This is a genomic window from Streptomyces sp. NPDC107517 (assembly GCF_055582645.1).
In genome coordinates this window covers 255,437-270,078 of record NZ_JBVJPM010000003.1, presented here as the reverse complement: position 1 = coordinate 270,078, position 14,642 = coordinate 255,437, and the positions used below count along the sequence as shown (strand labels likewise).

At 72.9% G+C, this 14,642-nt stretch carries 15 protein-coding genes; 13 read left to right on the top strand and 2 right to left on the bottom strand.

Going from position 1 to position 14,642, the window contains the following annotated elements; genetic code table 11:
- Window positions 1-562 precede the first annotated feature (562 nt).
- The 10 genes from ACZ67T_RS09025 to kynU all read left to right on the top strand — a co-directional run bounded on the left by ACZ67T_RS09025 (window position 563) and on the right by kynU (window position 10,217).
- Window positions 563-1,084: a DUF2617 family protein gene (locus ACZ67T_RS09025; protein ID WP_469982636.1), complete on the top strand. Its 522-nt coding sequence runs from the start codon at window positions 563-565 to the stop codon at window positions 1,082-1,084.
- Window positions 1,085-1,174: 90 nt separating this feature from the next.
- Window positions 1,175-2,821, top strand: a complete 1,647-nt coding sequence (locus ACZ67T_RS09020) for a polyamine aminopropyltransferase (RefSeq protein WP_469982634.1) — start codon at window positions 1,175-1,177, stop codon at window positions 2,819-2,821.
- Window positions 2,822-2,874: 53 nt separating this feature from the next.
- On the top strand, window positions 2,875-3,741 hold the full coding sequence (locus tag ACZ67T_RS09015) for an SRPBCC domain-containing protein (RefSeq protein WP_469982633.1): 867 nt from the start codon (window positions 2,875-2,877) through the stop codon (window positions 3,739-3,741).
- A 20-nt stretch (window positions 3,742-3,761) separates the two neighbouring features.
- Entirely contained in the window at window positions 3,762-4,556 is a 795-nt protein-coding gene (locus tag ACZ67T_RS09010; protein WP_469982632.1) for an aldose epimerase family protein, read from the top strand.
- Between the two features lie 23 nt (window positions 4,557-4,579).
- Window positions 4,580-5,131, top strand: coding sequence for an orotate phosphoribosyltransferase (gene pyrE / locus ACZ67T_RS09005; RefSeq protein WP_383888292.1), 552 nt, complete (start codon window positions 4,580-4,582; stop codon window positions 5,129-5,131).
- A 167-nt stretch (window positions 5,132-5,298) separates the two neighbouring features.
- Window positions 5,299-6,330: a class II fructose-bisphosphate aldolase gene (gene fbaA, locus ACZ67T_RS09000; RefSeq protein ID WP_227296381.1), complete on the top strand. Its 1,032-nt coding sequence runs from the start codon at window positions 5,299-5,301 to the stop codon at window positions 6,328-6,330.
- A 69-nt stretch (window positions 6,331-6,399) separates the two neighbouring features.
- On the top strand, window positions 6,400-7,602 hold the full coding sequence (locus tag ACZ67T_RS08995) for a MalY/PatB family protein (protein WP_469982630.1): 1,203 nt from the start codon (window positions 6,400-6,402) through the stop codon (window positions 7,600-7,602).
- Window positions 7,599-8,012, top strand: a complete 414-nt coding sequence (locus tag ACZ67T_RS08990; protein ID WP_100596404.1) for a DUF3151 domain-containing protein — start codon at window positions 7,599-7,601, stop codon at window positions 8,010-8,012. The genes ACZ67T_RS08995 and ACZ67T_RS08990 overlap by 4 nt, the downstream gene beginning before the upstream one ends.
- Window positions 8,013-8,170: 158 nt before the next feature.
- On the top strand, window positions 8,171-9,010 hold the full coding sequence (locus tag ACZ67T_RS08985; protein WP_469982628.1) for a tryptophan 2,3-dioxygenase family protein: 840 nt from the start codon (window positions 8,171-8,173) through the stop codon (window positions 9,008-9,010).
- Window positions 9,003-10,217, top strand: coding sequence for a kynureninase (gene kynU / locus ACZ67T_RS08980; protein WP_469982627.1), 1,215 nt, complete (start codon window positions 9,003-9,005; stop codon window positions 10,215-10,217). The genes ACZ67T_RS08985 and kynU overlap by 8 nt, the downstream gene beginning before the upstream one ends.
- Here kynU and ACZ67T_RS08975 read toward each other — a convergent pair.
- The gene (locus ACZ67T_RS08975; RefSeq protein WP_469983086.1) at window positions 10,193-10,807 is read right to left on the bottom strand and encodes a TetR/AcrR family transcriptional regulator; all 615 of its coding nucleotides are present in this window, start codon (window positions 10,805-10,807) and stop codon (window positions 10,193-10,195) included. The two genes, kynU and ACZ67T_RS08975, sit on opposite strands and share 25 nt — an antisense overlap.
- Window positions 10,808-10,998: 191 nt before the next feature.
- Between ACZ67T_RS08975 and ACZ67T_RS08970 the strand changes: the two genes are divergently transcribed.
- From ACZ67T_RS08970 to ACZ67T_RS08960, 3 genes are all read left to right on the top strand, one after another.
- The gene (locus ACZ67T_RS08970) at window positions 10,999-11,871 is read left to right on the top strand and encodes an alpha/beta hydrolase (protein WP_469982625.1); all 873 of its coding nucleotides are present in this window, start codon (window positions 10,999-11,001) and stop codon (window positions 11,869-11,871) included.
- Window positions 11,872-11,975: 104 nt separating this feature from the next.
- Window positions 11,976-13,352 carry a sensor histidine kinase gene (locus ACZ67T_RS08965; protein ID WP_469982624.1) on the top strand — a complete coding sequence of 459 codons (1,377 nt, stop codon included), beginning with the start codon at window positions 11,976-11,978 and terminating at the stop codon, window positions 13,350-13,352.
- Window positions 13,349-14,017, top strand: coding sequence for a response regulator (locus tag ACZ67T_RS08960; protein WP_469982622.1), 669 nt, complete (start codon window positions 13,349-13,351; stop codon window positions 14,015-14,017). Before ACZ67T_RS08965 ends, ACZ67T_RS08960 begins: the two co-directional genes overlap by 4 nt.
- A gap of 41 nt (window positions 14,018-14,058) precedes the next feature.
- On the opposite strand, the gene ACZ67T_RS08955 is transcribed toward ACZ67T_RS08960, so the two are convergent.
- Window positions 14,059-14,586: a GbsR/MarR family transcriptional regulator gene (locus ACZ67T_RS08955; protein ID WP_469982620.1), complete on the bottom strand. Its 528-nt coding sequence runs from the start codon at window positions 14,584-14,586 to the stop codon at window positions 14,059-14,061.
- Window positions 14,587-14,642: the final 56 nt, after the last annotated feature.

Here is a 14,642-nt window from a genome sequence, read left to right as displayed (position 1 = left end):
GCCGGTCGGGGCGCTCCAGGGGCAGCTGGTGGGCCGGCGGCGGCGGTGCGGCGAGCGGATACTCCTGCTCGTCCGGCAGCTCCGGCGGACATCACGGACACTCCTGCGGCGGCGGATCCTCGTGCGGGGGCGGAAGCTCCTGCGGCGGCGGGTCCTCCTGCGGCGGAGGCGGCGGGTGCGGCGGCGGAAGCTGACCGCGACACCAGGACACGTACGGCCCACAGGGAGGCGGCTGACACGGGGCAGCCGGTCCGCGTGGGCCGTACGTATGTGTGAGGGGGTCGGGAGATGTGGGTGCGGGCAGGGCGCCATATGCGCCTGGAATGGTCCGTTGTGCGGGAAGCGCATGCAAGTTGCCCGGAGAAGTTGAACAGTTGAGCTGTGGGGTCCCCGGAGGGGATGGAAACCCGGCGAAGTTGGGTAAAAACACTGTGGCGGCGCCGCTGTTCATGATTCCCTCTTAACCGTCAAAGCGGCCCTCGTACGTTCTCGTGGGCACGTGCCGGCCCTCCCCCCTCAGCGCCGGCCTCACCTTCCTTTTGCGTGTTAGCGGAGCCGACCCATGCTCACGACCCTGAACACCGCCTACACCGACACGCGCGCGGACGACCTGGCCTGGGCCCTCGGCCGCGAACCGCTGCCCGCGCTCGCCACGCTCGACCTCGAACTCGACGGTGCCCAGCTCCAGTTGAGGCTCCTCGGTGCCTCGCACCAGGTACTCCTGGAGGAGGAGCGGGGCACCTGCTCCGAGACCGTCGCCTGCATTCCGGGCAGCAGTACCCCGCTGCCGCTCGGCGTCGCCAAACGCATGGGCGACTGGGAGTACGAATTCGCGGCACACGTCGAGACCCTCTCGGAGGGCTCGTTCGCGGGCCGCGCGCAGGAACTCATCGCGCTGGTGTCCGACCACCCCAACGGCCTCGCCGGGGTGTTCCCCGGCAGCCCGCACGCCTTCACGGCACTGCTCGCCCACCGGCAGGAGGGGCAGGTGCACTGGCGCACCTGGCACGCCTATCCGCAGGAGGGTCAACTCGTCGTCACCCGGACCCGGGTGGGCGTGCGGACCCCGGCCGCGCTGCGGTGACGCCGTGCGCCACGCCCCATGCCCGCACACGCCCACTTCCACACGTGTGGGTGACCGGACGGAGTTGCGGGGTGACGTAGCGTTCGCAACGTGATCGAGCCGCGCACCCCCGTCCCGTCCGGCGTCCGACGCGCCCGGAGCGAGGAGGGCAGGGCACCCCTTCCCGTGAAGCCGGCGACGGGCCGGTTCCTCGTCCTCGCGGGCGTCTTCCTCTGCGCGGCCTGCGGACTCGTGTATGAACTCGAACTGGTCGCGCTCGCCTCGTACTTGATCGGCGACTCGGTCACCCAGGCGTCCGTCGTGCTGTCCGTGATGGTCTTCGCCATGGGCATCGGCTCGCTCGGGGCCAAGCGGCTGCGGCTGCGGGCCGCCGCCGGGTTCGGCGCGGTCGAGGCCGCTCTCGCGCTGGTCGGCGGGTGCAGCGCGATGGCGCTGTACGCGGTGTTCGCGTGGACCGGCGACTGGGGCGGGTCCTGGGCGGGCGGCTCGCGCTACATGCTCGTCGGGTTCTCCCTCGCCATCGGTGTGCTCATCGGCGCCGAAGTGCCCCTCCTGATGGTGCTCATCCAGCGGATCAGGCGGCAGGACGCCGGCGGCGCCGTCGCCGACCTGTTCGCCGCCGACTACGTGGGCGCGCTCGTCGGCGGGCTCGCCTTTCCCTTCCTTCTGCTGCCGATGCTCGGGCAGCTGACGGGCGCGCTGCTGACCGGAGCGGTCAACGCGCTCGCGGGCGGCGCCCTCGTACTCGGCCTGTTCCGCAGGGACCTGACGCGCCGGGGCCGCTGGACGCTGCTCGTGGCGAACGTCGTCGTGCTCGGCCTGCTCGCCTGCGCCGCGGCCCGCGTGGACGACTTCGAGCGGGCCGCCCGGCAGGCCATGTACGGCAGGGACGTACGCGTCGCCGTCCAGACCGGCGTACAGGAAGTCGTCCTCACCGGCGGCAAGCACGAGCCGCTCGGCCTCTACCTCGACGGGCGCCTGCGCGTCAGCGGCCGGGACGAGCAGCGCTACCACGAGGGACTGGTGCGGCCCGCGATGGCCGGGCCGCACGCGCGCGTGCTCATCCTCGGCGGCGGTGACGGCCTCGCCGCCCGCGAGGTCCTGCGCTTTTCCGGGGTGCGGCAGGTGGACATCGTCGAGATCGACCCGGGCGTCGTACGCCTCGCCAGAAACGATCCGTCGCTCAGCGCGCTCAACGGACACGTGTACGAGGACCGGCGCGTGCGGGCCGTGACCGGGGACGCCTTCCAGTGGCTGCGCGGGCCCCACACCCCGTACGACGTCGTGATCTCCGATCTGCCCGACCCCGGGATCACGGCCAGCACGAAGCTGTACTCGCAGGAGTTCTACGGCCTGGCGGCCCAGGTCCTCGCGCCGGACGGGCGGCTCGCCGTGCACGCCGGGTCGCTGTCGTCGCGGCCCCGCGTGTTCTGGACGGTCGACACGACGCTGCGCGCGGCGGGCCTGCGGACCGTGCCGTACTGGGTGGGTACGGGCGAACCGCCGGCGCCGGCGGGGCGGCGGCACGGGGCGTGGGACCGGCTCACCGGGATCGCCGACGGGCCCGACCGGACGCTCGACGGGACGCGGGCGCCGAGCGACTGGGGGTTCGTGCTCGCGGGCCTCGGGCCACCGCCGGAGGGCGCCGTGCCGCGCGACCGGGTGCGCGCGGCGGAGCGCTCGCGGATCACCGGACTCGCCCCGTCGACCTTGGTTCATCCGCGGTACGCCGGCTGAGTACGCGCCGAACGCGGGACGCGTGGGGCCGGGCGTGGGTAGGCTCGGGCGGCATGGAGCATGAGGTGTTCGTTCCGGTTCCGGCGGAGTCGTTGAGGGGCGCGCTGGCAGCCCCGGAGTTGGTGGCGAGGGCGGTGCCCGGGCTTCAGCGGGAGGCCTCCGGCGACGGCGGCAGGCTGAAGCTCCGGATCGGCGGCCACACCATCACCTACCGCGGCTCCCTGCGCGTCACCGAGACGGAGACCGGCGCGTTCGCGATCGAGGGCGACGGCATCGAGGCGCGCGGCACCGGGTCCGTGAAGTTCGCGGTGACGGTGCGGGTCGCCGCCGTGTCCGGCGGCTCGAACGTCACGTTCGTCGCGTCCGGCAGCGGGGACGGCCGGGTCGCCGAACTCTCCGAGGACGCCGTGCAGTCCGCGGTGCGCCGTCTCCTGAGCCGCTTCGCGGAGGCGCTCGGCACGGCGGCTGAACCGGGGACGGACCCGGGGGTGGAGGACGCGGCCCCTGCGGAAGACGCCGCCGAGGACACGGCGGACGCCGCAGACGACGCAGACGACGCGGACGCCACCGACACGGACGCAGACGCCGAGGACGAGGACCACACCTCCGCCTTCGAGACCGAGATCCCGCCGCCCTCGCTCGCCCCTTTCGCGGAGCTGGAGCCCGAAGCCGACGCGGCCGGCGAAGAGGCCGGGTTCGATGCCGACGTGCCTCCCGCCGAGGCCGCCCACGCCCGCCGCACCATGATCGGCCGCAGCGCCGAGGAGGTCGACCACGCGCCGCCGCGCGGTCGCTACGCCCCCGTGCCCGCGCCCGAGTCCACGGCGGCCACCGCCACCCTGCGCTGGGCCGCGCCCGCCGCCGCCTTCGTGGTCGCGTCCGCGATCGTCGTCGGCCGAGTACTGCGCCGCCGGCACTGATCGAAACGTAAGGTCGGCCCGTGACTACCCAGGAAACGACGCTGACCGCGGGTGACGCGGAAGTGACCGTGCAGCCCGGCAACGGCTGTCGCGTGAGCAGCCTGCGGATCGGCGGCACCGAACTCCTCCGGCAGGGGGAGCGCTACGGCTGCTTCCCGATGGTGCCGTGGTGCGGCCGCATCAGGGACGGCAGGTTCCGGGACGGCGGTCGGACGTACCAGATGCCCCTGAACTCGCCGCCCCACGCCATCCACGGCTTCGCCCGCGACGCCGAGTGGACGACCGCCCGCGCGAGCGCCGACGAGGCGGTCTTCACGTACGACCTCGCCGAGCCCTGGCCCTGGACCGGCCGCGTCACGCAGCTGGTGCGCCTCGCCGAGGACTCGCTCACGCTGACGCTCGGCATCGAGACGTACGGCGACTCGTTCCCCGCGCAGGCCGGCTGGCACCCCTGGTTCAACCGGACCCTCGACGGCTCCGCCGACGGCGTGCGCGTCGAGTTCTCCCCGGCCTGGCAGGAGGAGCGCGGCGACGACCACCTCCCCTCCGGCAAGCGGATCGACCGCACGGAAGGCCCCTGGGACGACTGCTTCGGCATGCCCGATGGCGTGGACGTGACCCTGACCTGGCCGCAGCGGTTCGAGGTCAAGGTCGCGAGCCGGGAGCGGTGGGTCGTCGTCTACGACGAGCAGGAGGCGGCCGTGTGCGTGGAGCCGCAGACCGGCCCGCCGGACGGCCTGAACACGCTGCCGCGCCTCGTCACCCCGGTGGACCCCCTCGAGGCGTCGACCACCTGGACGTGGCGAGCCCTCTGAGCCGGAGCCTTAAGCTCGTAGCCATGACGAACGACGTGCGCGACGCGCTTCTCCAGCAGATCAAGGACAAGGCCGTGGTGCACGGCAAGGTGACGCTCTCCTCCGGTCTGGAGGCGGACTACTACATCGACCTGCGCCGCATCACCCTCGACGGTGAGGCCGCCCCGCTGGTCGGTCAGGTGCTCCTCGACCTGACCGCCGACCTCGACTTCGACGCCGTGGGCGGCCTGACGATGGGCGCCGACCCGGTCGCCGGTGCCATGCTGCACGCGGCCGCCGCCCGGGGCGAGCGCCTCGACGCGTTCGTGGTCCGCAAGGCCGCCAAGGCGCACGGCATGCAGCGCCGCGTCGAGGGCCCGGACATCAAGGGCCGCCGTGTCCTCGTCGTCGAGGACACGTCCACCACCGGCGGCTCCCCGCTCACCGCCGTCGAGGCCGTGCGCGAGGCCGGTGCCGAGGTCGTCGGCGTCGCCACGATCGTGGACCGCGCCACCGGTGCCGCCGAGAAGATCAGCGAGGGCGCCGGGGTGCCCTACCTGTTCGCGTACGGCAAGGACGAGCTGGGCCTCGACTGAGGCCGGTCGACAACGGTCCGGACCCAGTACGCGACCAGTACTGGAGCTGTCCGGCAAGTCTGGAAAGATGGGGGCGACGATGACGTCGCCATCCGGGGCCGATCCAGACGAGAGGCCCCAGGTCAGGGTCTGACAGCACACACCCGCACATCCCAAGGAGCGGACACATGCCCATCGCAACTCCCGAGGTCTACGCCGAGATGCTGGACCGGGCGAAGGCCGGCAAGTTCGCCTACCCGGCCATCAACGTGACCTCCTCGCAGACCCTGAACGCTGCGCTGCGCGGCTTCGCGGAGGCCGAGAGCGACGGCATCATCCAGATCTCCACCGGTGGTGCGGAGTTCCTGGGCGGCCAGTACAACAAGGACATGGTGACGGGCGCCGTGGCCCTCGCCGAGTACGCGCACATCATCGCCGAGAAGTACGACGTCACCGTCGCGCTGCACACCGACCACTGCCCCAAGGGCAAGCTGGACGGCTATGTGCGTCCGCTGCTCGACATCTCCGCCGAGCGCGTCAAGGCCGGCCGCAACCCGCTGTTCCAGTCCCACATGTGGGACGGCTCCGCGGAGACCCTCGCCGACAACCTGGCCATCGGCCAGGAGCTGCTTGCGAAGGCCGCCGCGGCGAAGATCATCCTCGAGGTCGAGATCACCCCGACCGGCGGCGAGGAGGACGGCGTCAGCCACGAGATCAACGACGAGCTGTACACGACCGTCGACGACGCGATCCGCACCGCCGAGGCCCTGGGCCTGGGCGAGAAGGGCCGCTACCTGCTCGCCGCGTCCTTCGGCAACGTGCACGGCGTGTACAAGCCGGGCAACGTCGTCCTGCGTCCGGAGCTCCTCAAGGACCTCCAGGAGGGCGTCGGCGCCAAGTTCGGCAAGACGGCCGGGTCGCAGCCGTTCGACTTCGTCTTCCACGGCGGCTCCGGCTCCACCGAGCAGGAGATCGCGACCGCGCTGGAGAACGGCGTCGTGAAGATGAACCTCGACACCGACACCCAGTACGCCTTCACGCGTCCGGTCGCGGACCACATGTTCCGCAACTACGACGGCGTCCTGAAGGTCGACGGCGAGGTCGGCGTGAAGTCGCAGTACGACCCGCGCACCTGGGGCAAGTCCGCCGAGGCGGGCATGGCCAAGCGCGTCTCCGAGGCCTGCGCGAACCTGCGCTCCACGGGCACGAAGCTCAAGTAGTACGAGGCCGGCCACCGGAGGCCCGGCATCCCTGTCGGGGTGCCGGGCCTCCGGTGTACCCCGAGGGAGATGACTGTGCGCTACGACTTCGACACCCCGGTCGACCGGCGCGGCACGTGGTGCGTCCAGTGGGACGGGGTCGCGGACCGGTTCGCGGTGCCCGATCTGCTGCCGTTCACCATCTCCGACATGGACTTCGCCTGCGCGCCCGAGGTCCTCGCGGCGCTCGGGTCCCGGCTCGCGCACGGCGTGTTCGGGTACACGGACTGGCGGCACGACGACTTCCGCGGCGCCGTGCGCGACTGGTTCGCGACCCGGTACGGCACCGAGGTGGACGTGGACGGGCTCGTGTACGCCCCGTCCGTGCTCAACCAGATGGCCCAGCTCCTGCGCATGTGGACGCGGCCCGGCGACGGCGTCGTCCTGCACACCCCCACGTACGACGGCTTCCGCAAGGCGGTCACCGGGCTCGGCCGCGAGATGCGCACCGCCGGTGTCGACGACTGGGCGGGTCTGGAGCGGGAGCTGGCGCGGCCCGACAGCCGGGTCCTGATCCTGTGCTCGCCGCACAACCCCACGGGCAAGGTGTGGACGGACGCCGAGCTGACCCGGATCGCGGACCTCGCCCGGCGCCACGACGTCGCCGTCATCAGCGACGAGATCCACGCCGACCTCACGCACAGCGGCCATGTCCACCGCCCGTGGACGCCGTACGGCGATGGCCTGCGCTGGGCGCTCGTCACCTCCGGCGCGAAAGCCTTCAACTTCCCCGCGCTGAGCGGGAGTTACGGATTCGTCGGCGATCCGGACGACCACGCCGAGTTCGTGCGGCGCATGGACACCGCGGAGGGCCTCGCCTCGCCGGCCGTCCTGTCGCTGACCGCGCACATCGCCGCGTACCGCGAGGGCGGGGCGTGGCTGGACGGCGTGCGGGAGTACACGCACGGGAACCTGGAGATGCTCGCGGAGCGGCTGGAGGCAGCGTTCCCCGGGCTCGGGTGGCGGCCGCCGCAGGCCGGCTATCTCGCCTGGATCGATCTGCGTCCTCTCGGCGTCGACGACGACGCGCTCCAGCGGGAGCTCGTCGAGCGGGAGCGCGTGGCGATCATGCCGGGCACCACCTACGGGGCGCCCGGATTCGTCCGCCTGAACGTCGGCTGCCCGCGTGCCAAGGCCGAGGCGGGCGCGGACGCGCTGGTGCGGGCGCTGGGCAGGCTCGCGATCACCGGCATGGAACGCACCGCCGGTCATGGCGCAGACTGGAACCCATGAGCCTTCACGAGAACCTTCTCGGGGGACCGCCCCCGACCGAGCTGCCCGACGACCCGGAGCCGCGCGAGCTGCTCGCGAGCGGCACGGCGCCCGCCGATGTCGCCGCGAAGTACCCGACCTCCTCCCTCGCCTGGGCGCGTCTCGCCGACGAGGCGTACGAGCGCGGCAGCGTCGTCGAGTCGTACGCGTACGCCCGCACCGGCTACCACCGAGGCCTGGACTCCCTGCGCCGCGCGGGCTGGAAGGGCCACGGCCCGGTGCCGTGGGAGCACGAGCCGAACCGCGGCTTCCTGCGCGCTCTGCACGCCCTCGCCCGCGCCGCGCAGTCCATCGGCGAGCAGGCGGAGTACGAGCGCTGCGCGCAGTTCCTCAAGGACTCCTCGCCCGCCGCGGCCCAGACCCTGGGCTAGCCTCCCGCGCTTGTGCCAGGCCCGCCCGTGACGATGTGACCGGGCGGGCCTTGCCGTTTCGGGGGACGATTGCGGAGGATGCCCGTGGGGACCGGGGCCCCCGTGCCGGAATTCGGCAGGGGCGGACCGCTACCCGGAGTACGTTCAAGGAGACAGCGATGTCCCACGAGGCTCACGAGTCGAACGAGCCAGAGACGCCGTATCTCGACTTTGCGGGAACCACCCCCTACGAGGACTACGTCCAGGCCGATGTCCTCACCCACCTCCAGCACACCCGCTCCGACGACCCCGGAGAGATGGTCTTCCTGGTCACGACCCAGGTGATGGAGCTGTGGTTCACGGTCATCGTCCACGAGTGGGAGACCGCGTCGCGGGCCCTGCGCGGCGACGACGTGCCGACCGCGGTGGCCGCCCTGAAGCGCTCCGTGCGCGAGCTGGACGCGCTGAACGCGTCGTGGCGCCCGCTCGGCCAGCTGACCCCCGCGCAGTTCAACTCCTACCGGGCCGCTCTCGGCGAGGGCTCCGGCTTCCAGTCGGCGATGTACCGGCGCATGGAGTTCCTGCTCGGCGAGAAGTCCGCCTCCATGCTCGTCCCGCACCGGGGCGCGCCGCGCGTGTACGCGGAGCTGGAGAAGGCCCTTCAGGAGCCGAGCCTGTACGACGAGGTGCTGCGGCTGCTCGCCCGCCGCGGCCACGCCGTCCCCGAGGCCGTGCTCAAGCGGGACGTGGCGCAGAAGTACGAGCCGTCCCCCGAGGTGGAGGCCGTGTGGACCGCGCTGTACGCCGGTGACGAGGGCGACGAGCTCGCCCGCCTCGGCGAGGCCCTCACCGATGTCGCCGAGCTGGTGTGGCGATGGCGCAACGACCATCTGGTGGCGACCCGCAGGGCGATGGGCGCCAAGACGGGCACGGGCGGCTCCGCGGGCGTGGCCTGGCTGGAGAAGCGCGCGCAGAAGAACGTGTTCCCCGAGCTGTGGACAGCGAGGTCCCATGTCTGACATCACTGCGCTTGCCGGTAAGGCGCTGGAGCTGGACACCGCCGACGAGCTGGGCAAGGTGCGCGAGCGGTTCGTCCTGGACGACACCGGCGACACTGTGTACCTCGACGGCAACTCGCTCGGCGCGCTCCCCGCGCATGTGCCGGGGCGCGTCGAGGACGTCGTGCGCCGGCAGTGGGGCGAGCTGCGCATCCGTTCCTGGACCGAGTCGGGCTGGTGGACGGCGCCGGAGCGGATCGGCGACCGGATCGCGCCCCTCGTCGGAGCCGCCGGGGGACAGATCGTCGTCGGCGACTCGACCAGCGTCAATGTGTTCAAGGCGCTGGTCGGCGCGGTGCGCCTGGCCGGTGAGGGGCGCGACGAGATCCTCGTCGACGCGACGACGTTCCCGACGGACGGGTACATCGCCGAGTCCGCCGCCCGGATGACGGGCTGCACGCTGCGTCCGCTGACTCCGGCGGAGGTCCCGGGCGCGCTCGGCGACCGTACGGCCGCGGTGCTCCTCAACCACGTCGACTACCGCACGGGCCGTCTGCACGACCTGCCCGCGCTGACCGCGGCGGTGCGCGCGGCGGGCGCCGTGTCCGTCTGGGACCTGTGCCACAGCGCGGGCGCGCTGCCGGTCGGGCTCGACCGGCACGGGGTCGACCTCGCGGTCGGCTGCACCTACAAGTACCTGAACGGCGGCCCGGGTTCACCCGCGTACCTGTATGTGCGCAGTGATCTGCAGAGCCGTTTCGACTCACCGCTGCCGGGGTGGAACTCGCACGCCGAGCCGTTCGGTATGCGGCCCTCGTACGAGGCCGGGGACGGGGCGGTGCGGGGCAGGGTCGGTACCCCCGACATCCTGTCCATGCTCGCCCTGGAGGCGGCGCTCGACGTCTGGGACGGGGTGTCGGTCGACGCGGTGCGCGCCAAGTCGCTCGCGCTGACGGACTTCTTCCTGGAGTGCGTCGAGGCGTATGTGCCCGCGGGGCGGGTCGAGTCGGTGACGCCGGAGGCGCACGCCGAGCGCGGCAGCCAGGTGGCGCTGCGCGCCGACGACGCCGGGGCCGTCATGGAGCGGCTGATCGCGGTGGGTGTGGTCGGTGACTACCGCGCGCCCGACGTGCTCCGGTTCGGCTTCACCCCGCTGTATCTCGGGTTCGCCGAGGTGGAGCGGGCCGCGCGCGTCCTCGCGGATCAGCTGGCGGCCGCGGCGGAGTAGACGCCCGCTTCCGCCGCCGCGACGGCGGCGTCGGCGGCCTGGTCCGCGTCGGCTTCGGTCGGCGCGGATCCGGCCGTCAGGAGCTGGTAGTACAGGGGTGCGGACACGGCCCGCACGACGGCCGCCGCGTCCGTGCCGGTCCTCAACTCGCCGCGCCGCACGGCCTGTTCCACGCACGGAGCCCACTCGGCGACCCGTACCTCGTAGAAGCGGCGCAGCGCCGCCGACGTCTTCTCGTCGCAGGTCGCGGCGGCGATGACGGCCCGGAACAGGGCGCCCTGGCGGGGGTCGGCCAGGGTGTGGCGCACCAGGCGGGCGTTGGCCCGCAGGTCGCCGCGCAGGGTTCCGGTGTCGGTGCGCGGCAGCGACTGCTCGGCCATGTCGGCGAGCAGATCGGCGACGAGCCCCGTGACCGAGCCCCAGCGCCGGTACACCGTCGTCTTGCCGACCTCCGCGCGCCGCGCGACGTCCGCCAGGTCGAGATGGGCGAAGCCCTGTTCGGCGAGCACGTCACCGGCGGCGTCGAGGACGGCGGCGCGCACCCGCGCCGTGCGCCCGCCGGGACGGACCGTGCCGGGCTCCGCCTGCACGGTGCCGGGTTCCGCCTGCACGGTGCCGGGTTCCGAGGGTGAGGTCCCGTGCTCTGCTTGTTCGGGCATACGGCCCAGGGTAACGGCACAGGGGAACCGTTTATCCGGTTACGGTGTGTGTCCGCCCACGTGACCGGCCTGGTAGCGTCCGCATACTTTCCAATTCCGCCGTGACGCTGAGAGGTTGGAGCATGCCGGACGACGCCGCCGCCCGCGACGAGGCCGAAGAGGCATCGGCCTTCTCGCACCCCGCGGTCCCGCCAGACGTCACCGCCGCGTACGGGGCTCACCCGGACCAGGTCATCGACTTCTACGCGCCCCGCGACGGCGCGGAATCCGCGCCCCTGGTGGTGCTCCTGCACGGCGGCGCGTGGCGCGCGCCCTACGACCGGCAGCACCTCACGCCTTTCGCCGACTTCCTCGCGCGGCGCGGCTTCGCGGTCGCCAACGTCGAGTACCGGCGCGGCAGTTCACTGCCCCAGCAGGGCGGTACCGCGCCGGTGGCGGGGCGCTGGCCGGAGACGTTCGACGACATCGCCGCCGCCCTCGACGCCCTCCCCGGCCTCGTACGGGACGCGCTGCCGCAGGGCGACCCGCGGCGCACCGTCGTCGCGGGGCACTCGGCCGGCGGGCAGCTCGCTCTGTGGGCCGCCGCGCGGCATCTGCTGCCCGAGGACGCGCCCTGGCGCACCGCCGCCCCCGCACCGCTGCGCGGCGTCGTCGCGCTCGCCCCGATCGCCGACTTCGTGACGGCCCGCGACCTCGACGTCTGCTCCGGCGCACCCGCCCAGTTCCTGGGCGGCAAGGCCGTGTTCGAGAAGCGCCTGCCGTACGCCGACCCGGCCGCGCTGCTTCCCACGGGCATCGCGACGACGCTGGTGCAGGGACGGGCGGACACGACGGTGCCGTACGCGGTCGCGGAGGCCTACGCGGACGCGGCGGCGAAGGCCGGCGAGGTCGTGGGGCTCACGCTCCTGGAGGACGTCGGCCACTTCCCGCTGATCGACCCCGCCGCGGACGCGTGCGCCGTGGTGGCGGAGGAGATCGCCCAGCTGGCGTGGTGACGGCGCCCGGCTCCGACGGGCGCGTGTAGTACCTGCGACGGAGGGCCCAGAACCCTCCTCCCGTGGGACGCGTTCGGGGCGGGCCCCCGCTTACGGTGCTGTACGTGACCGAGACCCAGACCCGGACGATGCCCACGGGGGCGGCCAAGAGCCACAGCCCCGAGTACCGTCTCGCCGCCGGCGCGCTGAGCGGCCTGCGGCAGGACCTGTTCAAGGATCCCTTCGCCTACCGTCCGCTGCCGCCGTGGTCGCCGGACGGCCCGCTGCTCGGGCGGCTGCCGGAGCGGGTGCGCCGCTACGCGGTGTGGACGCCGCACGCAGTGGTCCTGGGCGCCGCCCTGTTCACGCTGCTGATCGCCCTCGCCGTCGGCGACTCGATGGGTGGCGACGTGATGCACGCGCTGGCGGGGTTCGTCCCGGCGCTCGCCGTGGCGATGACGCTGCTCAGGCCGGTCGGGGCGTGGTGGATATCCCTCGTGTCGACGCCGTTCGTCGCGATCATGGGAGGGGACGGATTCGGCGCCCCGTGGGCGCCCGCCGGGTTCTTCGCGCACGTCGTCGTGATGACCGTGGTCGCGGCCAGGACCCGGCCCCGCACGGCGGCCTGGATGTGGGCGGGCACGGCCGCCTTCGGCTTCTTCGCGTCGGTCCTCTGGTACAGCCTGGACTCGGACACCGGACCGATGCTCTTCGTCTCCGCGCTCGCCCTCCTCGTCACCACGACGGTGCACGTCAGGCGCGAGGCGAAGGTGGAGATGACCGCGCAGCGCCAGGTCACGGCCGTGGAGCGGGACAGGCGCACGCTCCTGGAGGAGCGCACGAACATCGCGCGCGAGCTGCACGACGTGGTGGCGCACCACATGTCGGTCGTCGCGATCCAGGCGGAGGCCGCGCCGTACCGCGTGGAGAACCCGCCCCCTGAGCTGGAGCAGGCGTTCGTCACGATCCGCGAGAACGCGGTGGCGGCGCTCACCGAGCTGCGCCGGGTCCTGGGCGTCGTACGGGCCGAGGATTACGAGGCGCCCGACGCCCCGCAGCCCACGCTCGCCGACCTCGGCCGGCTCCTGGAGAACGTCGGGGAGGCCGGGCTCCGGGTCGGGCAGACGGTCACCGGCGCGGTCCGCGACCTGCCGCAGGGTGTCGAGCTGTCGGCGTACCGCATCGTGCAGGAGGCGCTGAGCAACGCGCTGCGGCACGCGCCCGGCGCCGAGGCGCGCGTCGAGGTGGCGTACGTCCTCGGAGGGCTCGGCCTGCGCATCGTGAACGGCCCGCCGACCGGCCTGGTCAAGCCCTCGCCGGGCGCGGGCCACGGGATCACCGGCATGCGGGAGCGCATCGCGATGCTCAGCGGCGAGATGACGGCGGGCCCGACGGCGGACGGCGGCTACGAGGTGGCGGCGTTCGTGCCGGTGGCGTCACCGGAGCCGGAGCCCGCGCCGCAGCCGACGACGGCGCCGGACCGGCCGGGGGATTCCGCATGACCATCCGCGTACTGATCGCCGACGACCAGATGATGGTCCGTGAGGGCTTCTCGGTGCTGCTCAACGCGATGCCCGACATCGAGGTCGTCGGCGAGGCTGTCAACGGCCGCGAGGCCATCGCCCGGGTCCGGGAACTCTCCCCGGACGTCGTCCTCATGGACATCCGCATGCCGGAGCTGAACGGCATCGAGGCCACCCGCGAGATCGCCGCCATGGACCGCAGCGCGAAGGTGCTCGTCCTGACCACCTTCGACCTCGACGAGTACGTCTACCAGGCGCTGCGCGCGGGCGCCTCCGGCTTCCTCCTCAAGGACGCCTCGGCCCGCCAACTGGCCGACGGCGTACGGGTGGTGGCCGAGGGCGAGGCGCTCCTCGCCCCCTCGGTCACCCGCCGCCTGATCACGGAGTTCTCCAAGCTCTCCGAGATCCCCAAGCTGCCGGCGGTGGCGAACCCGGGGGCGTTCGGCGAGCTGACGGAGCGTGAGACGGAGGTGCTGGTCCTGATCGCCCAGGGCCTGTCGAACGCGGAGATCGCCGAACGGCTCGTCGTCGCCGAATCGACCATCAAGACCCACGTCAGCCGGGTCCTCGTGAAGCTGGGCCTGCGGGACCGCACCCAGGCGGCGGTCTTCGCGTACGAGGCGCGGCTGGTCAGGCCCGCGTAGGCGGTCGGCGTGCAGCCGCGGTCGGCGTACAGGGAGGGCCGTCAGCTCCGGGGGCCGAGGTCGAGCGTCTCGCGGTGTGCGTGCCACCGCTTCATCAGGCCCTTCAGCTCGCTGTCCAGGAACTCCATGAACGCCGCCGTCTCGGCGATGCGCAGGCCCGCGGGGCTGTCCGGGCCCAGTGATTCCACCCCGTCGCGCAGGACCCTCTCCCAGCGCGCGAGGAGCTGGTCGCGGCGGGTGAACGTCTCGAACCACAGGTCGTTGTGGAGCCGGTAGCGGTCGCGGCGCGAGCCGGGCTCCCGCTCGCGGCCGACCATGCCCGCCTGCGTCAGATAGCGCACGGCCCCGGACACCGCCGCCGGGCTGATCTGCAGTCGTTCGGAGAGCTCGGCGGAGGTCAGCGCGCTCTCGTCGGAGGCGAGCAGCGAGGCGAAGACGCGGGCGGCCATCCGCTGCATCCCGGCCTCGGTCATCTCCGCGGCGAACCGCTCCACGAAGCGTGACACCGCCGCCTCGGCGCCGTCCTGGTCCGCCCCGGTGGCGCCGTCGCCGTCCTTCGTCGCGCTCATGTCCCGATCATCTCCCCTGGGTGACGTGCGGCCTCAAGTTTATACGCTTCCTTAAC

Excerpts from the sequence above, each read along its gene's own strand:
- ACZ67T_RS09025 (WP_469982636.1), top strand. The coding sequence starts at position 563 with ATGCTCACGACCCTGAACACCGCCTACACCGACACGCGCGCGGACGAC.
- ACZ67T_RS09015 (WP_469982633.1), top strand. The coding sequence starts at position 2,875 with ATGGAGCATGAGGTGTTCGTTCCGGTTCCGGCGGAGTCGTTGAGGGGC.
- pyrE (WP_383888292.1), top strand. The coding sequence starts at position 4,580 with ATGACGAACGACGTGCGCGACGCGCTTCTCCAGCAGATCAAGGACAAG.
- fbaA (WP_227296381.1), top strand. The coding sequence starts at position 5,299 with ATGCCCATCGCAACTCCCGAGGTCTACGCCGAGATGCTGGACCGGGCG.
- ACZ67T_RS08995 (WP_469982630.1), top strand. The coding sequence starts at position 6,400 with ATGACTGTGCGCTACGACTTCGACACCCCGGTCGACCGGCGCGGCACG.
- ACZ67T_RS08990 (WP_100596404.1), top strand. The coding sequence starts at position 7,599 with ATGAGCCTTCACGAGAACCTTCTCGGGGGACCGCCCCCGACCGAGCTG.
- ACZ67T_RS08985 (WP_469982628.1), top strand. The coding sequence starts at position 8,171 with ATGTCCCACGAGGCTCACGAGTCGAACGAGCCAGAGACGCCGTATCTC.
- kynU (WP_469982627.1), top strand. The coding sequence starts at position 9,003 with ATGTCTGACATCACTGCGCTTGCCGGTAAGGCGCTGGAGCTGGACACC.
- ACZ67T_RS08970 (WP_469982625.1), top strand. The coding sequence starts at position 10,999 with ATGCCGGACGACGCCGCCGCCCGCGACGAGGCCGAAGAGGCATCGGCC.
- ACZ67T_RS08960 (WP_469982622.1), top strand. The coding sequence starts at position 13,349 with ATGACCATCCGCGTACTGATCGCCGACGACCAGATGATGGTCCGTGAG.
- ACZ67T_RS08955 (WP_469982620.1), bottom strand. The coding sequence starts at position 14,586 with ATGAGCGCGACGAAGGACGGCGACGGCGCCACCGGGGCGGACCAGGAC.